Origin of the sequence: Burkholderia humptydooensis (assembly GCF_001513745.1) — a bacterium.
Lineage (GTDB): Bacteria > Pseudomonadota > Gammaproteobacteria > Burkholderiales > Burkholderiaceae > Burkholderia > Burkholderia humptydooensis.
Window position 1 is genome coordinate 2525891 of sequence record NZ_CP013382.1, and the last position, 21182, is coordinate 2547072.

The 21182-nt window shown below is 68.3% G+C and carries 22 protein-coding genes and 2 pseudogenes; 8 read left to right on the forward strand and 16 right to left on the reverse strand.

The window, feature by feature from the left end:
• Positions 1 to 134: 134 nt before the first annotated feature.
• Positions 135 to 1697, reverse strand: a complete 1563-nt coding sequence (locus tag AQ610_RS30035; protein ID WP_009915804.1) for an amino acid permease — start codon at positions 1695 to 1697, stop codon at positions 135 to 137.
• A 177-nt stretch (positions 1698 to 1874) separates the two neighbouring features.
• On the opposite strand from AQ610_RS30035, the pseudogene AQ610_RS37805 reads away from it, so the two are divergent.
• Positions 1875 to 2095 (forward strand): annotated as a pseudogene (locus AQ610_RS37805) (hypothetical protein).
• Between the two features lie 117 nt (positions 2096 to 2212).
• Here AQ610_RS37805 and AQ610_RS30040 read toward each other — a convergent pair.
• Entirely contained in the window at positions 2213 to 3103 is an 891-nt protein-coding gene (locus AQ610_RS30040) for a metal-dependent hydrolase (RefSeq protein ID WP_006028036.1), read from the reverse strand.
• A 433-nt stretch (positions 3104 to 3536) separates the two neighbouring features.
• Between AQ610_RS30040 and AQ610_RS30045 the strand changes: the two genes are divergently transcribed.
• A complete protein-coding gene (locus AQ610_RS30045; RefSeq protein WP_006028037.1) occupies positions 3537 to 4916 on the forward strand; it encodes an MBL fold metallo-hydrolase RNA specificity domain-containing protein in 1380 nt (459 codons plus the stop codon).
• 262 nt (positions 4917 to 5178) lie between these two features.
• Here the strand turns inward: AQ610_RS30045 and AQ610_RS30050 are convergent, their stop codons facing one another.
• Positions 5179 to 5925, reverse strand: coding sequence for a beta-ketoacyl-ACP reductase (locus tag AQ610_RS30050; RefSeq protein WP_006028038.1), 747 nt, complete (start codon positions 5923 to 5925; stop codon positions 5179 to 5181).
• Positions 5926 to 6589: 664 nt separating this feature from the next.
• On the opposite strand from AQ610_RS30050, the gene AQ610_RS30055 reads away from it, so the two are divergent.
• Positions 6590 to 7372 (forward strand): helix-turn-helix domain-containing protein, encoded by a 783-nt coding sequence (locus tag AQ610_RS30055; RefSeq protein WP_006028039.1) that lies wholly within the window; start codon positions 6590 to 6592, stop codon positions 7370 to 7372.
• 148 nt (positions 7373 to 7520) lie between these two features.
• On the opposite strand, the gene AQ610_RS30060 is transcribed toward AQ610_RS30055, so the two are convergent.
• Both AQ610_RS30060 and AQ610_RS30065 read right to left on the reverse strand, forming a co-directional pair.
• Entirely contained in the window at positions 7521 to 8507 is a 987-nt protein-coding gene (locus tag AQ610_RS30060) for a zinc-dependent alcohol dehydrogenase family protein (RefSeq protein ID WP_015603136.1), read from the reverse strand.
• Entirely contained in the window at positions 8507 to 8734 is a 228-nt protein-coding gene (locus AQ610_RS30065; protein WP_009915813.1) for a DUF3562 domain-containing protein, read from the reverse strand. The genes AQ610_RS30060 and AQ610_RS30065 overlap by 1 nt, the downstream gene beginning before the upstream one ends.
• Before the next feature lie 225 nt (positions 8735 to 8959).
• On the opposite strand from AQ610_RS30065, the gene AQ610_RS30070 reads away from it, so the two are divergent.
• Together AQ610_RS30070 and AQ610_RS30075 are read left to right on the forward strand one after the other, a co-directional pair.
• A complete protein-coding gene (locus tag AQ610_RS30070; protein ID WP_006028042.1) occupies positions 8960 to 9307 on the forward strand; it encodes a c-type cytochrome in 348 nt (115 codons plus the stop codon).
• On the forward strand, positions 9289 to 9723 hold the full coding sequence (locus tag AQ610_RS30075; protein WP_006028043.1) for a DUF3564 domain-containing protein: 435 nt from the start codon (positions 9289 to 9291) through the stop codon (positions 9721 to 9723). Before AQ610_RS30070 ends, AQ610_RS30075 begins: the two co-directional genes overlap by 19 nt.
• 208 nt (positions 9724 to 9931) lie before the next feature.
• On the opposite strand, the gene AQ610_RS30085 is transcribed toward AQ610_RS30075, so the two are convergent.
• Positions 9932 to 10219, reverse strand: a complete 288-nt coding sequence (locus AQ610_RS30085; protein WP_006028044.1) for a hypothetical protein — start codon at positions 10217 to 10219, stop codon at positions 9932 to 9934.
• Positions 10220 to 10547: 328 nt separating this feature from the next.
• Between AQ610_RS30085 and AQ610_RS30090 the strand changes: the two genes are divergently transcribed.
• The gene (locus AQ610_RS30090; RefSeq protein WP_006028045.1) at positions 10548 to 11504 is read left to right on the forward strand and encodes an LOG family protein; all 957 of its coding nucleotides are present in this window, start codon (positions 10548 to 10550) and stop codon (positions 11502 to 11504) included.
• A gap of 255 nt (positions 11505 to 11759) precedes the next feature.
• Positions 11760 to 12032, forward strand: coding sequence for a hypothetical protein (locus tag AQ610_RS30095; protein WP_006028046.1), 273 nt, complete (start codon positions 11760 to 11762; stop codon positions 12030 to 12032).
• 253 nt (positions 12033 to 12285) lie between these two features.
• Here the strand turns inward: AQ610_RS30095 and AQ610_RS30100 are convergent, their stop codons facing one another.
• The 3 genes and pseudogenes from AQ610_RS30100 to AQ610_RS36665 all read right to left on the reverse strand — a co-directional run bounded on the left by AQ610_RS30100 (position 12286) and on the right by AQ610_RS36665 (position 13896).
• Positions 12286 to 12936: a BON domain-containing protein gene (locus AQ610_RS30100; protein ID WP_006028047.1), complete on the reverse strand. Its 651-nt coding sequence runs from the start codon at positions 12934 to 12936 to the stop codon at positions 12286 to 12288.
• 195 nt (positions 12937 to 13131) lie between these two features.
• Positions 13132 to 13639 (reverse strand): annotated as a pseudogene (locus tag AQ610_RS30105) (sulfotransferase); the annotation flags it as partial.
• An 11-nt stretch (positions 13640 to 13650) separates the two neighbouring features.
• Positions 13651 to 13896 (reverse strand): hypothetical protein, encoded by a 246-nt coding sequence (locus AQ610_RS36665; RefSeq protein ID WP_009915818.1) that lies wholly within the window; start codon positions 13894 to 13896, stop codon positions 13651 to 13653.
• 343 nt (positions 13897 to 14239) lie between these two features.
• Between AQ610_RS36665 and AQ610_RS30110 the strand changes: the two genes are divergently transcribed.
• Positions 14240 to 15061, forward strand: a complete 822-nt coding sequence (locus tag AQ610_RS30110; protein WP_043283010.1) for a polysaccharide deacetylase family protein — start codon at positions 14240 to 14242, stop codon at positions 15059 to 15061.
• A gap of 21 nt (positions 15062 to 15082) precedes the next feature.
• On the opposite strand, the gene AQ610_RS30115 is transcribed toward AQ610_RS30110, so the two are convergent.
• The 7 genes from AQ610_RS30115 to AQ610_RS30145 all read right to left on the reverse strand — a co-directional run bounded on the left by AQ610_RS30115 (position 15083) and on the right by AQ610_RS30145 (position 21141).
• The gene (locus AQ610_RS30115) at positions 15083 to 16567 is read right to left on the reverse strand and encodes an efflux transporter outer membrane subunit (protein WP_006028050.1); all 1485 of its coding nucleotides are present in this window, start codon (positions 16565 to 16567) and stop codon (positions 15083 to 15085) included.
• Positions 16545 to 17630: an HlyD family secretion protein gene (locus AQ610_RS30120; RefSeq protein ID WP_006028051.1), complete on the reverse strand. Its 1086-nt coding sequence runs from the start codon at positions 17628 to 17630 to the stop codon at positions 16545 to 16547. The genes AQ610_RS30115 and AQ610_RS30120 overlap by 23 nt, the downstream gene beginning before the upstream one ends.
• A complete protein-coding gene (locus tag AQ610_RS30125) occupies positions 17627 to 18331 on the reverse strand; it encodes an ABC transporter ATP-binding protein (RefSeq protein WP_006028052.1) in 705 nt (234 codons plus the stop codon). Before AQ610_RS30125 ends, AQ610_RS30120 begins: the two co-directional genes overlap by 4 nt.
• Positions 18328 to 19464: an ABC transporter permease gene (locus tag AQ610_RS30130; protein WP_006028053.1), complete on the reverse strand. Its 1137-nt coding sequence runs from the start codon at positions 19462 to 19464 to the stop codon at positions 18328 to 18330. The genes AQ610_RS30125 and AQ610_RS30130 overlap by 4 nt, the downstream gene beginning before the upstream one ends.
• Positions 19461 to 19712 carry a DUF2964 family protein gene (locus AQ610_RS30135; protein ID WP_009915824.1) on the reverse strand — a complete coding sequence of 84 codons (252 nt, stop codon included), beginning with the start codon at positions 19710 to 19712 and terminating at the stop codon, positions 19461 to 19463. The genes AQ610_RS30130 and AQ610_RS30135 overlap by 4 nt, the downstream gene beginning before the upstream one ends.
• 36 nt (positions 19713 to 19748) lie before the next feature.
• Positions 19749 to 20219: a universal stress protein gene (locus AQ610_RS30140; protein ID WP_009915825.1), complete on the reverse strand. Its 471-nt coding sequence runs from the start codon at positions 20217 to 20219 to the stop codon at positions 19749 to 19751.
• 226 nt (positions 20220 to 20445) lie between these two features.
• Positions 20446 to 21141, reverse strand: coding sequence for a TetR family transcriptional regulator (locus AQ610_RS30145; RefSeq protein WP_006028056.1), 696 nt, complete (start codon positions 21139 to 21141; stop codon positions 20446 to 20448).
• Positions 21142 to 21182 lie beyond the last annotated feature (41 nt).

Below are 21182 nucleotides of genomic sequence, written 5' to 3' on the forward strand. Positions count from 1 at the left end.
ACGCACAGCGCGGCGCGACGGCCAAGAAGAAAAAACGACGGGCAACTCAAATAAAAAAGCGGCCGCGCCCGATGCCGGGCCGGCCGCCTGTCGAATTTGCAGCGAAACGAACGAGCGCTGCGGGACGCGATGCGTTACGACGCCGCCTCGGGACTCGACGGCACGCGAATGGCCGCCGCTTCGCGCGCGTCATGCGCCGCCGCGCGCTCGTGCTCGGCCACCCATGACGCGATGTCCATGTCTTCGTAGCGGACCCAGCGCGTCTTGTGAACGAGCCGATAGCCGAGCCACACGACGAGGAAGAGCGGAATGCCGACGTAGGTCGCGAGCACGCCGACCCAGTCGATCCTGTTCGCGAGGAACGCCTGATAGTCCTGGCCGAGCGCGATCACGATGCACAGGGCGAACGCGAAGATCGGGCCGTACGGATACAGGCTCGACTGATACGGCAGTTGGCCGACCGAGAAGCCCTGGCGCACGTAGCCCTTGCGGAAACGGTAGTGGCTGAGCGCGATGCCGAGCCACGCGATGAAGCCCGTCATCCCCGACGTGTTCAGCAGCCACAGATACACCGTCTTGTCGCCGTACAGCGACGACAGGAAGCACAGCGCGCCGACGGCAGTCGTCGCATACAGCGCGTTGCGCGGCACGCCGCCCGCCGAGAGCTTCGCGAACAGTTTCGGCGCGCGGCCCTCGGTCGCGAGGTTGTAGAGCATCCGCGTCGACGCATACATCCCCGAGTTGCCCGCCGACAGCACGGCGGTCAGGATCACCGCGTTCATCACGCCGGCGGCGAACGCAAGGCCCGCGTGGCGGAACACGAGCGTGAACGGGCTCACGCCGACGTCCGTCACGTCGCTCTTCAGCAGGTTCGGATCGGTGTACGGAATCAGCACGCCGATCACGAAGATCGCGAGCACGTAGAACAGCAGAATTCGCCAGAACACCTGACGCACCGCACGCGGAATCGTCGTGCGCGGGTTTTCCGATTCGCCGGCGGCCACGCCGATCAGCTCGGTGCCCTGGAACGAGAAGCCGGCGATCATCGCGACGCCCATCATCGCGGGCAGGCCGCCCGCGAACGGTGCGTCGCCGATCGTGAAGTTGCTCCAGCCGTTGCTCGGGCCGCCCTTCAGGATGCCGAAGATCATCAGCAGGCCGACGCCGATGAACGCGAGCACGGTCACGACCTTGATGAGCGCGAACCAGTATTCGGCCTCGCCGAAGCCGCGCACGGTCAGGACGTTGAGGAGGAACATCACGCCGAGGAACGCGGCGCTCCACCAGACGCCCGGCACGTCCGGAAACCAGTAATGCATGACGAGCTGCGCGGCGACGAGCTCGACCGCGATCGTCACCGCCCAGTTGTACCAGTAGTTCCAGCCGAGCGCGAAGCCGAAGCCTTCCTCGACGTATTTCGCGCCGTACGTCGCGAACGAGCCCGACACCGGCATGAACGCGGCCATCTCGCCGAGACTCATCATCAGGCAGTAAACCATCAGGCCGATCAACAGATAGGCGAGCATCGCGCCGCCGGGGCCCGCCTGCGAGATGGACGCGCCGGACGCGACGAACAGGCCCGTGCCGATCGAGCCGCCGATCGCGATCATCGTCAGGTGGCGGGCTTTCAGGCTGCGGCGCAGCCGAGGAGGATTCGATTGTGCGGTTGAGCTGTCGGAATTCGGGTGTGGTGACATAACGGGCTGGCAAAAGCGGCGGGCGACGGTTCGACGCCGCGCCGGGCAGGACGCCGGATTCGGCGCGTCCCCAGGACGATCCGCGGCGCGCCGCCCGGTGCCGACCGGGCGCGCCGCGCCGCACGCATTTTTTGCGCAGCGCGGATTCTACCCGATTCATCAGAGCTCGCCTGCAACATGACGTGCTGCGACGCGCAAGATCGACGCGGGAAAAACGCTTTGCCGATCAATGGGTTGCGCACCGAGCGCGGCGGCTCGGGGCTCGCCGCGCGCATCGTGGGCCGGCGCTCGTCCGATGCAGCGCGGCATCGAAAAATATGAAGAATGCGAAATCGGCCGATCTTCGCTGCGGCGCGCAATGGTTCGCAACACGAAAACGCCGCGAGACGACGCGATAAGCACGAACACGAGCGGCGGCCGAGCATGCTCCCCCGGCGCAGCGGCGCCCCGAAAAAAACGGAAGGGCCGCTCGTAGCGGCCCTTCTCTTCTCCCTGATTTGCCTGCTTGTCCTGCGTTACACCGCCCGCGGCACCGGATGCAGCGGCACCCGGCGGGGCGCGGCCTTCGCCGCCAGGCGCGCATTGCTCGCGTCGATCTCGGCGATCAGATCGTCGAGGCGCTCCAGATGCGCGCTGTTGTCGTGATCCCACGGATGGAAGCCCGGGCGGAAGTAGTCGATCCATTCGCGCGCGATCAGCGCGAAGATGCCGTTCTTCGGGCCCCACAGATACTTGACCAGCTTGCCGATGCCGAGCCCCTTGCCGATGCGGCGGCGATGCGAGATCAACAGGCGCGTGTTGAAGTCGAACAGCGTCGCCCAGAACACGACCGTGACGAGCAGCATCGCGCCCGTGCGCAGCAGGTAGCTCGCGAGGCTCGGCTTCATCACGGTGCGCCACACGTCGTATGCAACCGCCTTGTGCTCGGTTTCCTCCATCGAGTGCCACATCCACATCTGGCGATAGCCGTCGACTTCGCTCAACGTGATGCGGTTCGCGAGCACGAGGCCCGTGAACATCGCGGTGTAGTGCTCGAGCGCCATCGTGATCGCGAGCTGCATCGAGTGCGGCAGCGCTTTCTTGAACCAGCCGAGCACCGTCCACAGGCGCTTGTCGAGCTTGTGCGCGGGCAGGCCCGCCGACTGCAGCAGATCGTTGAATTCGACGTGCTCGCGCGTATGCATCGCTTCCTGGCCGATGAAGCCGGCGATGTCGCGCTTCAGGCCAGGCTCCTCGACCCGGTCGCGATAGTTGCGCACCGAATCCATGAAGAAGCGCTCGCCCGCCGGGAACAGCAGCGACAGCGCGTTGAACAGGTGCGTCACGCCCACGCCGGCGGCGTGCCAGTCGCAGATGCGGCCGGGCGGCAGGGCGAAGCGGATATCGCGACGAACAATTGCATTCACGGTGTTTGTCTCCATTGGTCCCGTCAGGGGACATCGGTGCGACTCGATGCAACGCCCCGATGAGCCGATTTGGGAATAGGGGCGCGGTCGCCATCACATCAAACCATCAATCAACGTTACATTGATTGATGTAATCATAGGAGACGTTCAAACTCTGCGCAAGAACGACTTCGCGCAAAAAACACATTCTTCGCTGCGGAGTTTCCCCTACTCGCCCGCGCAAGCGTCCGGCGCACGCGGCGCGCGGCGACGCCCGAGCGCGGCCTTCAAACGGCGCGCCGGTGTCTTCGCCGGTTCCCCCCTTTGCCGGTTCGCCCCCTTGTTGCCTCGCGCCCGGGAAGCTCCGCCTCGCAGGTTGATCCACGTCAGCAATGAGCCCGTCGCGTGTAGTGCAATGGGCTCATCGGACATCACACGCTTTTCAGGGGGTCTCATGAAACTGACGTTTCTCGGCGCGACGGAAACCGTCACGGGCTCGAAGTACCTGCTCGAGCACGCCGGAACACGCGTCCTGATCGACTGCGGGCTGTTCCAGGGCACGAAGAAGCTGCGGCTGCGCAACTGGAGCCCGCTGCCCGTGCCCGCCGGCTCGATCGCCGCCGTCGTGCTCACGCACGCGCATCTCGATCACAGCGGCTATCTGCCCGTGCTCGTGCGCGAGGGCTTCCGCGGGCCGGTCTATTGCACGCACGGCACCGCGGCGCTCAGCGAAATCATGCTGATGGACAGCGCGCGGCTCCTCGAGGAAGAAGCCGATTTCGCGAATCGCCACGGCTACTCGAAACACCATCCGGCGTTGCCGCTCTATACGGCCGACGACGCGCAGCGCGCGCTCGAGCGCCTCGCGCCGCGCGATTTCGACGCGCCGACGGCGCTCGCGGGCGGCCTGCACTTCCGCCTGCTGCCCGCCGGCCACATTCTCGGCGCGGCGAGCGTCGTCGTCTGCTGGCGGCACACGCTGCTCGCGTTCTCCGGCGACCTTGGCCGCGCGCACGATCCGATCATGCGCGCGCCCGTGCCGCCCGTTCATGCGGACTATCTCGTCGTCGAATCGACGTACGGCGACCGGCTGCACGACGCGAGCGACCCCGAGACCGAGCTCGCCGACGTGTTCGCGAAGACGTTCGCGCGCGGCGGCGTGGTCGTGATGCCGTGCTTCACGGTCGGGCGCGCGCAGGAGATTCTCCACTACATCGCGCAACTGAAGAAGACCGGGAGGATGCCGCACGTACCCGTCTTTCTCGACAGCCCGATGGCGACGAGCGTCACCGAGCTCTACCGGCGGCGGCTCTCCGATCACCGGCTCACGATGTCCGACGCGGACGCGATCGGCCAAGCGGCGGTGATGGTGCGCACGGTCGAGCAATCGAAGGCGATCGCCGATCACAACGGGCCGATGGTCATCATCGCGGGCAGCGGCATGGCGACGGGCGGCCGCGTGCTGCACCATCTCGAGCGCTACGCGCCCGACAGCCGCAACACGATCCTGCTCGTCGGCTATCAGGCGGCGGGCACGCGCGGCGCGGCGCTCGCCGCGCACGAGCCGACGCTGAAGATTCACGGCGAATACGTGCGCGTGCGCGCGCAGGTCGAGATGATCTCGTCGCTGTCCGCGCACGCGGACTACGGCGAGATCCTCGGATGGCTCGGCGCGCAATCGAGCGCCCCCGCGCGCACGTTCGTCACGCACGGCGAGCCCGCGGCGGCCGACGCGCTGCGGCGGCGGATCGAGGAAACCCTGCATTGGCGCTGCGAAGTGCCGTCGTATCTCGAATCGGTCGAGCTCGAGGATGGGCCTGCTCACACGAAATGATTCCGGCGAGAGGCGCGAAGCGCCGGGCATGCGCCGATGTCCGGCGGCTTCGCTGCGCCGAACGCATCGAACGCATCGCCTGAATCGGCTGGACATTGCGGCATGCGCCGTTTTCGTCATGTGATTTTCGTCATGTGATGCAAGCGCCGCACGACAAGGCAGCGCGACGCCGGCCGCCGCACGCGCATCGTGTCCGGCCGCAGCGCACCGCTCGACCGCCGAAGTGCGCCGAAGCCGTCCGAACGGCGTCGGCGCACTCTGGTCAGGACATGTGCATCCCGCCGTTGATCGCGAGATCGGCGCCGGTGATGAACGCCGCGTCGTCCGAGCACAGGAACGCGATGAACGCGGCCACTTCATCGGGCTGGCCGAGCCGGCCGACCGGGATCTGCGGCAGGATCTTCGCTTCGAGCACGTCCTGCGGCACCGCTTCGACCATCGCGGTCGCGAGATAGCCGGGCGACACCGTGTTGACCGTGATCCCGCGCTTCGCCGTTTCGAGCGCGAGCGTCTTCGTGAAGCCGTGAATGCCCGCCTTCGCCGATGCGTAGTTCGCCTGACCGAATGCGCCGCGCGAGCCGTTCACCGAACCGATGTTGACGATGCGTCCGAAGCGCCGCTCGACCATGCCAGCAATGAACTGTTTCGTCACATTGAACATCGCGTCGAGATCGGTTCGCATCACCGCGTCCCAGTCGCCCTTCGTCATCTTCACGAACGTCGCATCGCGCGTGATCCCCGCATTGTTGATCAGCACGTCGATCTTGCCGAAATCCGCGAGCACCTTCTCCGCGCACCGCTCGCACGATTCGAAATCCGCGACGTCGACCGCATACGCCTTGAAATCGCGTCCGGCATCGCGCTCGTGCATCAGCCACGTCGACACATGATCGTTGTGCTCCGAATGCGACACCGCCACAGCCATGCCGGCGTCGTGCAGCCTCCGGCTGATTGCCGCACCCAATCCGCCCATACCGCCCGTCACGAACGCCACGCGTTTTGCTTCCATCACGGCCTCCCGATGAGGTGCCCGGTGCGGCATCGACGCCGCGCGCCCCGCAAACGGGGTCGCGCGGTCGCCATCCGGGCATGGGTTGAGAAATGTGTTGCTCGCGGCGCGCGGCGAACGCGCGCGCCGATTCGCGTGTGCGGCGACATGCCTTCGCCCGCCGCCGCGACGCGAGGTGAAACCCCTCAAAGCTATCGCGTTTTACTGTAAGCGCGCACTCACGCGATCCGTTGACCTGAGTCAAACGAACAAACAGCAACACTCCGTGCCACTGCTGTAGGAAACGACCTACAGCGCTACGCTGATGCTTACGCCAAGTTCAATGTTTGCCAATTTCGATGCAGCAATCCGCGTTCCATACTGGCAATCACAGGGGCAGTCCGTGGAGGATCGCTCCGACCCGCGTTTCGTCGTCTATGCTCTTAGCGGGCAGCTTGCGTCGGCCGGTTCGGCAATCGCAACGAAATGGCGGATTGCGCACGACGACGTGCGAGCCTGGCCCCGGGCGACCACCCCGGCAGCTTGCAGTCGCCGTCCGGCACGCCGCGCGGCGCGCGTCGATCGCTTCGTCGACGCCGTCGCGCAGAGCGGCACCGCGTGCCGCGCCACGTGTACGCCACGCCCGATCGTGCCAGTCGGGCGTCGCGCATGAAAGGAGTCGATTATGCCAACCGCCTCTGCCAATGAAGCCGCGCCCTGCACCGAGCCGCAGCGGCCGGTGTTCCTGCCGCACCCCGTCATGGCCGACGACGCGCCGAAGCTGCCGGCGACCCGCTGCTCGACCTGCGCGATACGCAACGTGTGCATGCCGGCCTGCCTCACGCCGAGCGAATTGGCCCGGCTCGACGCGATGGTGTGCACGACGCGCCACGTCAAGCGCGGCGACGCACTGTTTCGCACGCACGACACGTTCCAGAGCATCTATGCGGTGCGCACCGGCTCGTTCAAGACGGTCGTCATGCACCGCGACGGCCGCGAGCAGGTGACGGGCTTTCAGATCGTCGGCGAGACGCTCGGCCTCGACGGCGTGTGCAGCGGCCGCCACAACAGCGACGCGATCGCGCTCGAGGACAGCACCGTCTGCATCATCCCGTTCGCGCAGCTCGAGGCCGTGTGCCGCGAAGTGAAGCCGATGCAGCACCACGTGCATCAGTTGATGAGCGGCGAAATCGTCCGCGAATCGAGCCTGATGATGCTGCTCGGCACGATGACGGCCGAGCAGCGCGTCGCCGCCTTCCTGCTCAACATCTCCGAGCGTTTCCAGAAACGCGGCTATTCCGCGTCGGAGTTCAACCTGCGGATGACGCGCGAGGAAATCGGCTGCTATCTCGGGATGAAGCTCGAGACGGTCAGCCGGATGCTGTCGAAGTTCCAGCGCGACAAGCTGATCGCGCCGCGCGGCAAGCAGATCCGCATCACCGATCCGCAGGGGCTCGCGCGCGTGTGACGCATCGCGCGCGGCGGCGCGGCGCCGAGCGGACGCGCCGACGTTTCGGCATGCCGGCATGTCCGCATCTCGACGCGCAGCCGCGCCCGCACGCCGCAGGCGTGTCCGTTCCGGGCGGCTGACGCGGTGCGTTGCGCGCCGCCCCGCCTCAGCGCATCGTCAGCACCGCCGCCCCCGTCAGACGTCCGGCGCGCAGATCGTCGAGCGCCTGGTTCGCCTGCGCGAGCGGATACGGCGTCGCCTCCACGTCGAGCTGCACGTCGTTCGCAATCCGCATGAATTCCGCCGCGTCGTCGCGCGTCAGGTTCGCGACCGACACGATCCGCCGCTCGCCCCACAACAAGTCGTACGAAAATGACGGAATGTCCGACATGTGAATCCCGCCGCACACGACGATGCCGCCCTTGACGACCGCCGCGAGCGCGGCCGGCACGAGCGCGCCGACCGATGCGAAGATCAGCGCCGCGTCGAGCCGCTCGGGCGCGGCTTCGTCGCTGCCGCCCGCCCATGCGGCGCCGAGCCGGCGCGCGAGCTGCTGCGCGGCGGCGTCGCCCGGGCGCGTAAACGCGTAGACGGTGCGCCCCTGAAAGCGCGCGACCTGCGCGACGAGGTGCGCGGCCGCGCCGAAGCCGTACAGGCCGATGCGCCGCGCGGAGCCCGCCATCTTCAGCGTCCGGTAGCCGATGAGGCCCGCGCACAGCAGCGGCGCCGCATGGATATCGTCGTAGCGGCTCGGCACGTGCACGCAGAAGCGCGCGTCGGCGACCGTGCGCTGCGCGTAGCCGCCGTCGATCGTGTAGCCGGTGAAGCCCGGCGCATCGCACAGGTTCTCGCGGCCGCTCGCGCAATACGCGCAGTGGCCGCACGTGCGGCCGAGCCACGGCACGCCGACGCGCTCGCCGATCGCAAAGCCCTTCGCGCCCGCGCCGAGCGCGGCGACCGTGCCGACGATCTCGTGCCCCGGAATCACCGGCCGCTTCGGATCGCGCAGATCGCCGTCGACGACGTGCAGATCGGTGCGGCACACGCCGCACGCGTGCACGTCGATCAACAATTGCCCCGCCGCCGGCACAGGGTCCGGCAGCTCGGTTTCGCGCAGCCGCGGCGCGCCGCCGTCGAACACCATCGCGCGCATCAACGCGCTCCCGGACGACGCGCATGCGCGTCGTCCGCCGCGCGCGCGGGCGACGCGATCCGTTCGCGCACGCGCCTGATCGCGATCACGCGCAGATAGTCGTGAACGCGCGCGCCGTCCGCGAGGCGCGAGATTTCGTCATCGAGCATGTGCATCAGCTCTCCCTCCGTGATCGAACGACGCTGCGCGGCGGCGAGCAGCGAATCGAAAAGCATGTCCTGGCGCATGATGCGTGTTCCCTGTCCGTCATCGAATCCGACGGTTCCAGCGTAGGCCCATCGTCATCGATTGAACCCCCGCGGCGCGGGCGCGGCTTGACTTGCGTCAAGCGTCGCCGGGTCGCGCCTGCGCCCGCCCGCGACGATTTCACCCGAACTGCATTGACCTGCGTCAATCGCCGCTCCCCGCCGCTGCTTAGACTGGAATCGGATCTCCCGAGCGAGGCGCACGCCATGACGAACAGTCTGCAGAATATCGCGCTGGCGTGCACGCTGAGCGCGGTCTGCGTCGGCGCGGCGAGCGGCGCCCACGCGCAGGTGCGCGAGCCGACCGCGCTCGTCGACCAGCAGCATTGCATGTTCTGCCACGCGCCGAACATGCCGTTTCTCGCGCCGTCGTTTCATCAGATCGCGGAACGCTATCGCGACGTGCCGAACGCCGCCGCGATGCTCGAGCAGAAGCTGCGCCGCGGCGGGCGCGCGCACTGGGGCGATACGCCGATGCCGACCGCCCCCGAGCGCGACGGCCCGCTGTCGGAGGAAGACGCGCATACGTTGATTCAATGGGTCATGAGTCAGTAGCGCGGCATCGCCGCGCGTTCGACAAGGAGCGAACCGTGCGCATCACCGTTCATCTCGATACGTTCGCGTCCACCGATCCGGCCGCCTACGCGATCCTGTGGATCGACACGGCGAAGCGCAGGTGGTCGCGCGAAGGCCATGCGGGCGTCGAACTGCCTGCGTGGGGCAACATCGTCTGCCGCGACGGCGCGACGCGCGTGACGGGCGCCGACGACGCGCATTCGCTGTGCGTGCTCGAAGGTCTCGACCTTGGCGCGAAGCGGGGCCCGTTCGAGGGCGAGACGGGCGCGGCGCGCTGGTATCCGCACCCGCACGCGCATCGCGCGCCAGTCGTCGGCGAATGGCATGTGCAGTGCGTCGACGAAGCCGGCGCGCCCGCCGAGCACGAACTGTTCACGGGGCGAGAGACGTCCTGAGCGGACGGCGCCGCGCCGGTGCGCTGGCTCGTCGAGTCACGGAATCGCGATTCCGGCCGGCGATCGTTTCGGCAATTCGCCGGGCAGCGGGATCATCGGATCGCCGTGCGGCAGGATCGCCGGCAACACGCGATCCGCCTTCGGATTCGCGCCGCCCGCTTCGCCGCGCGGCCGCCGCCGGGCGTCAGGTCGCCGGATCGCCGAGCCGTCACGCGAACGCCGCGGCAAGCTCGCGTTCCGCCGCGTCGAATGCCCGCTGGATCGCGTCGAGCGGATCGGCGCCCGTCATGTGCGGAATCGGCTTCAGTTCGTAGTCGCGCGTGATCAGATCGAGACGGACGTCGTACGTCGTGTGCGCGGTGCCGGCGCCGAGCGCCTCGATCGCGAGGTGACAGCCCGCGAGGCGCGCACCGAATCGCTCCAGTCGGATCAATTGGATGCTCGCCTCGGCTTCGAGCTGCGCCGATCCGGCGAAGCCGAAATAAGCGATCTGCATTCCAATTCCCATTGCCCTTTCTCCCCTGGCGCTCATGCGGCAAAGCGGGATGACGTGCCGGAGCGATAAGCATTGCGTCCATCTTCGGGGCGCCTGACTAGCATCTTCCGGCTCCCCGACGGATGTCGCTTGATATGCGTCAAGCGTGAGTCCGATACCGGGCGCGCCGCTCTGCTGCAACGCGGGCGCGCGCCGACTTCGCGGCGGCGCGGGACAGCCGCGCATCGTCGCCCCGGCTTTGTCGGCCGGCGTTGACCGCGATCAAGCGGCGCGCAACGATCCGGCTTAACGTGGTCATCGTCCCGACCTTCCGTATCCGGACAGCGCGATGAACCGACCGCCTCCGCCACGCGTCAAGCGCCGCCGCGCGCAAGCCGCCACGCCCGCCTCCGCGCCTGTCGCCAGAAAGCGCGCGACGCCGCGTCGCGCGCGCATCGCGCCGAAGAAACGCGCGCCGCTGTCGGCCGCCGTCGAGCGGCTCGTATCGAGCCCGACGTACCGGCAGGCCGACGAGGATCTCGCGTTCCTGCAACGCCCCGAAATGTGCGGCGTGCGCTTGCAGCTCGATTACTGGAAGACCGAGGAAACGCTGCAGCGCTTCGGCATCTGCGATACGGTCGTCGTCTACGGCAGCACGCGGATCGTGTCGCCCGCCGTCGCGCGCGCGAGGCTCGCCGACGCGCAGCGCGGGCTCGCCGAGCGTCCGAACGATCCCGAGCGGCGCCATGCGGTCAGCGTCGCGATGCGGCTGCTCGAGCGCAGCCATTACTACGGCGTCGCGCGCGATCTCGGCCGGCTCGTCGGCGAGACCGGCCCCTCGCCGCATCCGCGGCGCCTCACGATCATCACGGGCGGCGGCCCGGGCATCATGGAGGCGGCCAATCGCGGCGCGCACGAAGCGGGCGCGCCGAGCGTCGGGCTCAACATCACGCTGCCGCGCGAGCAGCATCCGAATCCCTACGTGACGCCCGAGCTGTGCTTTCGCTTCCACTACTTCGCGATCCGCAAGCTGCACCTGCTAGAGCGCGCGAAGGCCGCCGTGTTCTTCCCCGGCGGCTACGGCACCTGCGACGAATTGTTCGAAGTGCTGACGCTGTTGCAAACCCGCAAGATCGCGTCGCTGCCCGTCGTGCTGGTGGGCTGCGCGTTCTGGCGCTCGGCGGTCGATTTCGGGTTTCTCGTCGACGAAGGGATGATCGATCCGCGCGACGTGGAACTGTTCCGGTTCTGCGAAACCGCCGACGAGATCTGGGCCGCGATCGGCGGCCAGCATCACCCCGCGTAGCCCCGCAGCGCCGCTCGCGCGCATTCCGCGCTCGTCGTCGCGCTCTTTCCGGGTTCTCCCGTAAGGGGCTTTCCTACATTGGCGAACGCGCGCATCCGATCTGTAGGAAAACGCCGATAAGCCCGCCGCATTTCCTACGGCAAGCTCGGTGCGCGCTGCTTGGAACCGAGCTCGCGCCGCCCGATACTGTCATTGCAGACACGCATTGCGCGACGAATGCAACGAGGATCGCGCCACGGGAATCAGGAGGCCGCCATGTCATACCAGGACGTCTATACGGAATCGGGCTACCTAGCTTATGGCCGCGCCGAAGCGACGCCCGCCCCCGAAGCGGATCGCGCCGCGCAGCCGGCGGCACGCGCCGATCGGGCCGACGCGCTCCTCGCGCTCGCGCGCGAAGCCGGCATGCTCGTCACGCTCGACGGCCAGATCGGCCGCGAACGCTATCAGAGCGTCGCCGGCTCCGTCGCGTCGCTGATGCGCTTCGTGACCGCGCTCGAACATTCGCTACTCGACGCAGACCACTGACATGCTCGCCTGCGAAACCCCGGCCCGCTGCTCGCGGTGCCGCAGCACGCGCACGTCGCGCGCCGTCGCCGCCCGCGCGCGCAGCCGCCGCACCAATTCCGCGTCGCGCCGCTACGCATCCGGCTGCCGCTAGCCGAAGCGGGCGCGCGTGCGCTTCGCGCCGCCGTCCGCGCGCACGTCTTCATTCGTTTTCGTCTCGCGAGCCACGCAACACCATCTCCTCTCGACGGCTCGCGAGCGTCTTTTCCAACCGTCACTCGACGACCAGATCGTCGACCACCGCCCGCACGCCGCGCGTCGACCAGGCGGCGCCGCGCGCGACCGCGCGTTCCGCATACGAGCCGACCTTGCCCGACAGCGTGACGGTGCCGTCCTTGACCGCCACGTCGATATGATTCGCCTCGCGCTCCGCATGGCGTTGCATCGCGCGCCGGATGCCGCCCGCGATCTCGTCGGCGCTCACGTCGCCGAGGACTTCGATCTGGTTCGTCACGCCCGTCACACCGCGCATCTGCGAAATCGCGCGAACCGCGACATGGCTCTGATACGACCAGTCAACCTTGCCCGACAACGTCACCCAGCCCGATTCGACCTGCACCTGCACGGCCGCGTCGTGCAGCCCGACGGTCCAGTGCAGCATCGACCGCACGGCGTCGGCGATCGCCTCGTCGGTGCGCACGTCGTCGCCAGGCAACCGCACCTGCACGTCGATGACGACCGCCCGCACGCCCGCGACCCGGTTCGCCGCCATCTCGGCCGCGAGCTTTTCCGCGTAGCTCGACGGATGGCCGGTCAGCGTGACGATGTGCCCGGCGACGTCGACGCTGAAATGCGCGACGTCGATCATCGGGTCGCCCGTCAGTTCGTCCTCGACTTCCTGCTTGATCTGCCTGTCCGTTTTCATCGCTCGCTCCCCCTGAAAACGCGGCGCGCATCCGCCGCTTCAGGACAGCTTTGCATACGCGCGCCACGGATTTCCTGATGCACGTCAAGTACGGACCGGCGCTTCGCGAGCCGCATGTGCGGAGGATCGAAGATCGATCGTCGACGGGCGCGCACGCGCGGCGTTCCCGCGGCATTCGTCAGTCGGATACGTCGAGCAGTTCGACGCCCACAGCGCGGACATGCGCGAGATGCGCCGCGCCTCGGACGAATTCGCGATGTCGGGCATCCGCGGCAGGAATTCGATGCCGAAGAACGCGCATACGCGCTGCAGCGTGTGCTGCCTGATCCGACAGGAAGTCTTCGTAGCGGATCGTCAGCACGCGCTGCGGATGGCGCGCGATCAGGGCGTCGGCGTAGTGCACGCTGTCGAGCGACTTGTCCATCACGACGCGCGCGCCCTCGCGCTCGCCAGCGCGCAGCGGCAGCGCCCACACGATGCGGTGTACGCTGCGCGGCGCGTGCCGGACCGCATCGAAGATCTCGACCGGATCGAACGCGACGCCGGGACATTTGACCATGCTCGCGGCCTGCAGGCCGACGACGTGCAGCGGATACGGCGAATAGAACTGCGAATTGAGATTCAGCCGCAGCCGCAGCGGAATCATCGGCACGGGGCAGTGGCGGACGGCGTCGGTCGCGCTGCCGGTTGAGGGATGCGTCATGCGATGTTCATTCAGGAATCCTGCCGTGTGTCGGGCGGCGAATCGAGGTCATCGAGCGACGAGAAATGCTCAGGATTCCATTTCGATTTATTCGCGCCATTTCTTGTTGCGCGCGTCGAATAAAAATCGACTTGCGGCATACGTTCGGCTCCGGCAATGGCGCTGTCGATATCCGGAATGCGCTCCGCCCGCGAATCAAGCGAAGCGGACCCGCGCGAACGGCGCATCGCCGCCCCGGCAATCCGCATCGACGACATGCAACATGCAAACGGGCGCGGATTTGACGCACATCAAGAATCCTGCGTGCGGCCACCGGTCACATCGCCGGCATCCGCCTATAGTGGCGCCCTGCATTGGTGCGACTGCGTTGACCTGGCTCAACGCACGCAGGCATGCGCGGCGCATGCTGGTACGCAAATGCTTCGCATGCTGCTCTCGAGGCTCGAAAGTCCGTTCGTCCAGCGCCGCTTGGCAGCATCTGCCGATGCGCCGACAGCGCCATTCGGCGCGCTGCGAAGAACGCTCGCGTCCGGCCTCCGATCGCAGCCTGCATGCCGCCGGCGCGACGCCGGCCCCGACAACCCAGCGACGAACATCACCATGCCATCTCGTTCCCGGTTCACCTGGCGCACGGCCGTTTTCGGCCCCGGCTTGCGGCCCGTCTCGCGGATCGTCGCTGCCGATGCGTCGAGCAGCGCGCCCGCCGACGCGCCGCCGGCCGACGTCGCCGTGCTCGTCTATCACCGCTTCTCGAACGACTCCGGCGCCGATCCGATGACGGTGGGCACCGCGACGTTCGAAGCGCAGCTCGCGTACCTGCGCCGGCTCGGCTACCGGATCGTTCCGTTGCGCGACATCGTCGGCTGGATGCGCGGCGAACCCGTCGTGCTGCCGCCGAAGGCGGTCGCGCTGACGGTCGACGAGGGGCATGCGTCGATCTTCGATTGGGTGCGCACGATCGCGCTGCGCGAGCGAGTGCCGATCACGCTGTTCGTCTATCCGTCCGCGGTCGACGAATCGCCCGGCTCGCTCACGTGGCATCAACTGCGTGTGCTGCACAAGACCGGCTGGTTCGACGTGCAGTCGCATGCGTGGTGGCATCCCGATCTGAACGCCGCGCACCGGTCGTCCGCGGCGTTTCGCGATGCGACGCGCGCGCAGTTCGAACAGGCCCGCGCGCGCATCGAGCGCGAGATCGGCAACACGGTCGATCTGCTCGCCTGGCCGTTCGGCGCGTTCGACGGCGAACTCGGCGCGGCCGCGCGCGAGGCAGGCTACGTCGCGGGCTTCACGCTCGAGCCGAGCAAGATCCGGCACGACACGCCGATGCTCACGCTGCCGCGTTTCCTGATGGTCGAGGAATGCAAGCCGGCCGTGCTGCGGCGGCTGCTCGCGAAAACCGGCGCGGCGCTGACCCGCTGACCCGCGCAGCGCGCGGGAACGTCACCGTTGCCGCGAATCGCCCCACCCGCCGCCGAGCGCCGCATACAGCGCGACCGTGTCCTGCAGCCGCTGCGCGCTCGCCTGCACCCACGCAAGCCGCGCCTGCCGGTATTGCTGATCGGCCGCCAGCACCTGAAGATAGCCGGCCGCGCCCGTCTCGAATTCGATCGTCACGAGCCGCAACGCTTCGCGCGCCGCGTCCGTCGCGCGCGACTGCGCATCGAGCGCCGCCGCGTCGTGATCGAGCGCGCGCAACGTGTCGGCAACCTGCGCGAATGCGCTCAGCACAGTTTGCCGATACGCGGCGCTCGATTCGTCGAACGCGTCGATCGCGGCCTTGCGCTGATACCAGAGCGCGCCGCCATGAAAGAGCGGCGCGGTGATCGACGCGCCCACGCTCCACGTCTTGCCCGCCGCGCCGAACAGCGCGGACGCGCGCGTGGCGTCGAAGCCGCCCGATGCGGACAGCGTGACGCCCGGAAACAGCGCCGCGGTCGCGACGCCGATGTTCGCGCTCGCCGCATGCAGCGCCGCCTCGGCCTGCAGGATGTCGGGCCGGCGGCGCACGAGCTCGGACGGCACCGTCTGCGGCAGCTCCGCCGGCAATGCGATTTCGGCGAGCGACAGCTCAGGCGGCGCGCGCTCGGCCGGATAGCGGCCCGCGAGCGTGGCGAGCAGGTCGTCGGCCTCGCCGGTCTTCTGCTCGAGCGCGGGCAGCGACGCATCGAGCGACGCGCGCGCCGCCTCGAGCGAAAGCACGGCCGAGTATGCGCTCGCGCCCGCGTTCACCTGCGCGCGCGTGAGGCGGATCTGCTCGTCCGTCAGCGCGATCAGCTCGCGCGTGACCGCAATCTCGTCCGCATACGCGGCGCGCGCGATCATCGTGTTGACGACGTTCGCGGCGAGCGTCAGGCGCGCGGCCGCAAGCGCATGGCGCTGCGCGTCGGCCTGCGCGGCGAGCCCTTCGACGTTGCGCCGCTCGCCGCCCCAGATGTCGAGCGCATAGCTGACCGTCGTCGACAACGTGAACAGATTGAAGATCGACGCGGGCAGATTCGCGCCCGTGCGCAACGGCACGTAGCGCTGCCGCGACGCGCCCGCCTGCGCGTCGGCTTGCGGATAGAACACGCCCGCGCCCGCGATCAGCTCGTGCTCGCTGCGCGCGAGCGTCGCCTGCGCGCGCGCGAGCGTCGGGCTGCCGGCGAACGCGTCGTCGACGGCCGCGTCGATCTTGCGCGAGCCGAACAGCCGCCACCACGCATCGGGAAACGGCGCGTCGGGCGCGAGCGTCTGCGTCGCGCCGCTCGCCGCGAAGCGCGTGCGCGCGGCGTCGTCCGGCACGTAGCCCGCGACGGACGGCCGCGCGGGCCGGACGAAGTCGGGCCCCACCGCGCAGCCGGCGACGAGCGCCGCGCAGCCGAGCGCGAGCGCAGCGCCGCGCAGCCGGCCCCGGTGCGCGCGACTAGTCGGACGCGATGTACACATCGACGATCTGCCCGGGAAACAACCGCAGGTCCTTGCGCGGCACGACGCGGAAGATCACGGGCAGGACGCGCACGTCGACGCGCTCGGTCCGCTGGTCGGACAACTGGATCTTCGGCGTCACGTACGGCTGCACGCGCACGAACGCGAGATCCGCCTCGGTCGTCGTGCCGCGCACCGACATGTGCGCGTGCGGCACCTTGCCCGCCGGCAGCCGGCTGATCAGGATTTCGTCGACGTAGCAGCGCACCTGCAGGCGGCTCGCGGGCGAGCCGAGCACGATCGCGGGCGTCGTGCCCTGTGTGTACGTGTCGTACATGCCCTGCGGCGACAGATACGAGCCGAGCGCCGCATTCATCGCGAGCACGACGCCGTCCGCCGGCGCGCGCAGCGTGTAGCGCGCGAGCAGCGCGGCCGACGCGTCCGCCGCCTTGCGCAGCGCGGCGGTCTGCTTCTCCTGGTTGCGAACGTCGTAGGCCCACGCGCCCGCGCGCATGAGCCGGTACTGGCGCGTGACGACAGCGAGGTTCGCACGCGCGACCTTCACGCCGTTCGATGCGTTGTCGAGCGCGTCGCGGCTCACGGCCTTCGGATCGATCGCGAACGCGCGCTGCTGCTTGTCGTACTGATCCTGCGCGGTCTTCAGGCTCGCGGCGGCCGCCTCCACCTGCGCGGCGGCGACGTCGAGCGTCTCGCGGCGCGGCTGCGCCTTCAGCTCGTCGAGCATCGCCTGCGCGGCGTCCGCCTGCGCGGCAAGTTGCGCGGCGGTCGCCTTCTGCACGGAATCGTCGAGCGCGAGGAGCGCGTCGCCCGCCTTCACCGCATCGCCCTCGTGCACGAAGATCCGCGTGACCGGGCCCGTGACGTCCGGATACAGGTTCACGTTCGCGCCGGAGGTCTGATCGCTCTCGACGATGCCCGTCGCGTAGACGCCGCGCGGATACGGGTTCGACGCGGGCTTGAACACGGGCGGCTGCGGCGGCTCCTGGATGCTGTAGACCCACGCGGCGGCGACGCTCGCGAGAAACCCGACGATCGCGGCGACGAAGACGATACGCCGCTTCACAGGCCGCTCCCGTTCTCGATCGCGGTGAGCTTGCCGTCCTCCATTCGCAGGATGCGGTCCGCGTAGTCGAAGATGCGGCTGTCGTGCGTGACGATGACGATGCAGCGCTTGTCGCTGAGCACCTTGTGCTTGACGAAATCGATGATCGTGCGGCCCGTGTCGCCGTCGAGCGACGCCGTCGGCTCGTCGAGAATCAGGATGTCCGGCTGGCTCACGATCGCGCGCGCGATCGCGACGCGCTGCTGCTCGCCGCCCGACAGCTTCACGGGCGGCAGCGACGCGCGGTTCCTCAGGCCGACGACGTCGAGATATTCGTGCGCGTCGGCGAGCGCGCGATTCCAGTCGCGGCGCTTGAGGATCAGTGGAATCGCGACGTTCTCGGCCGTCGTCAGGCGCGGAAACAGATGGTAGTCCTGAAACACGAAGCCGATCCGGTTGAGCCGGAATTCGGCGATCGCGTCGTTGTCCTGCGCCCACAGATCGACGCCGTCGACGATCACGCTGCCCGCGTCCGGCCGCAGGATGCCGGACATCACGCTGAGCAGCGTCGTCTTGCCGCTGCCCGACGGCCCGACGATCAGCAGCATCTCGCCGAAACGCGCCTGCACCGACACGTCAGCGAGCGCGCGCGTGCGCGCGTCGCCCTCACCGAACCACTTGGTGAGCCCGCGCGCGTCGATCGCCAGCCCCGTCATCGTCATCCCCTGAAAATGTCGAACGGCTCGATCTGCAGCACGCGGCGCACGCCGAGATAGCTCGACAGCCCCGCGATCACGACGACCATGCCGAACGCGAGCGCGAGATTGCCGTACGTGATGAGCGCCGCGTAGCTCGGCAGGCGCAGCCGCGCGAAGCTGATGAGCGCGGTGCAGAGGCCGACGCCGAGGCCATAGCCCGTGAGCGCGGTGAACGTCGCCTGGAACAGGATCATCGCGACGAGCTCGCGGTTCTTCGCGCCGATCGCCTTCAGCGCGCCGAATTTTTCGAGGTTCTCGATGATGAACGTATAGAACGTCTGGCCCGAGATCGACAGCCCGACGATGAAGCTGATCGCCGTCATCAGCAGGATGTTCGTGCCGACGCCCGTCTCGTACTTGTAGAAGTCCGAGATGCGCTTCATGAATTCTTCTTTCGTGTACGCGCGATAGCCGAGCGCGGCGACTTCCCGCTTGATGCGCGCGACGTCGCGGTCCGACTTCGGCTCGACGAGGATGTACGACGTCGTGTAGCGCGTCGACGGGATGTAGCGCGTCGCGCGCGCGTAGGTCGTGTAGAGCGTCGGCGTGCCGAACAGGCCGCTGCTCGCGACCTTCGCGATGCCCACGATCACGCCGCGGTTGTCGTTCAGCTCGAACGTCGTGCCGAGCTTCGGGTTCTTCAGCTTCGGGAACTCGGCGTCGTCGATCGCGATGAAGCCGTTTTCCGCGTAGATGTCCTCAATGCGGCCCGCCTTCATCGTCGGCCGGCCGAGCAGGCTCGCGTCGTCGAGGCCGATCACCGTGACGGCCTGATAGGTGCCGTCGGCAAGCTTCACGAGCGCGCCGCCCGAATAGATCGGCACCGCGTACTTGACGCCGTCGACGCTGCGCACCGCATCGAGCACGTAGGCCGGCATGCCGATGCTGCTCGCGATCGTCTGCACGCCGGGGTCCATCACCCACACCTTCGCGCCGACGTTGATGACGGTCGACGACGATTTGTTCAGGATCCCTGCGAACAGCGACGTCATCTCGACCATCAGGAACACGGCGAACGTGATCCCGACGATCAGTGCGGTGAACTTCGCGCTGTCGTTGACGAGCAGCTTGAACGCGAGCCTCAGGATCCCGTTCACGATGCGTCGCGCGTGCCCCCCCGGCGACGGTCGGCGAATGCGACGCGCTGCCGCGCGAACGCGGGGGCGAAGATCGGCCGGCAATACAGGTCGACGAAACCGAGCATGCCCGCCGCGATCGCGAACAGCACGAAATACGGAGCCGAGCCGTCGGCGACGAGCAGCCCGCGCACCGCGCCGATCAGGCCGGCTTGCGAAGCGAACACGGCGACGGTCGAGGCGATTGCCTTGCGGTCAGAATGCATCATGTCGTTCTCCTTGTATCCGGGGCGCGCACGGCGCGCTCATACCTGCACTTGATGCTCGGCTTCCTCGCCGCGCACGAGCAGCACCGGGCAGTGCGACGCGCGCAGGAAACGCTCGGCGACGCTGCCGAGCACGACGCGCCGCACGCCGCGGCGGCCGTGCGTGCCCAGCACGACGAGATCGGCGCCGTGCTGCTTCGCGCAGCGCTCGAGCGCCTGCGCGACTTCCTCGCCGATGCCGGCCGTCTCGAACAGCTCGGCATCGCCCGGCACCTGCGCGGTTTCCATCTCTTTTTCCGCTTCGACGAGCGCCTTGCGGCCGTCGTCGCGGAAACCTTCGAGAAGCGCGTTCGGATCGAAATGGCCCGCGTAGCTGAACACCACCGACTTGTCGACGACGTACACCGCATGGACGCGCCCGCCCGTCGCCTTCGCGATCTTGATCGCCTCGGCCAGGGCGCGCTTCGAGATGTCGCTGCCGTCGAGCGCCACCATGATCTGCTGATACATACCAACCTCCTGATTCAAGTCGATGTCGTTTCGGCGGCCGGCGATCCGGCGGCCGGCGGCCCGGCGCATTCGCGCGCGTCGAAAAGCCGCTTCGCGCACCGGAATCCCTTGCCGTTGCAACGAACCGTTCGGGCTGCCGAAAACATGGGTTCATGATCCGGCGTTCTGCGTATGAAAAGTTGACTTCCGTCAACGTTCCGCCGTGCGGCGCGCGGATTCCCGCCTTTCACCGGGTCAGCAGTTCCTCGATGAAGCGCGCGTAGTCGCGGCGCGACGCGGCAACCTCGCGCCGGGACGGGGGCGCGGCGCGCAGCGCCCGCCGCAGACAGGCTTGCGTGAGGGGCGCGACGAGCAGCAGCGGCGTGCGCGCGGCGATGCCGTCGCGCAACTCGCCCGCATCGACGCCCTGCCGCACGAGCCGGCCGACCGCCGTCGCGAACGCATGCTCGACGTGCTTGCGCCAACGCTCGGCCGCGTGCGGCGCGCGCCGGCTTTCGGCGATCAGCAGACGCAGCATCGCGATCACCGGCTCGCTCGTCGACCACGTGTAGAGATCGCCGGCGAGCAGATCGACGATTGCCGCGAGCGATTCGAATGCGGGCACGGGCGCGGCGGACGCACGAGCGGCGCGCGCCGCGTTCGGTGCGCCCAGCAGCGGCGGCATCAGCGCGCGCTCGAGCAGCGCCTCGAAGATCTCGTCCTTGCTGCCGAAGTGCGTGTAGACGCCGCCCTTCGACATCCCCGCGCGCGCGGCGATGTCATCGATCCGCGCGCCCGCGAAGCCGCTCGCCGAGAACTCGGCGAGCGCCGCGTCGAGGATCTGGTTGATGCGGATATCGGCGGGCAGGCGGCAGCGCGGCGGCCGGGCCGGCGCCTCGTGTCGCGCCGCAGCCGCCCGCTCGTTGCCGTTCCGGTTTCGCATGATCCGCCGCCGCTTCGCCGCCCGACAGGCGGCCGTTCGTT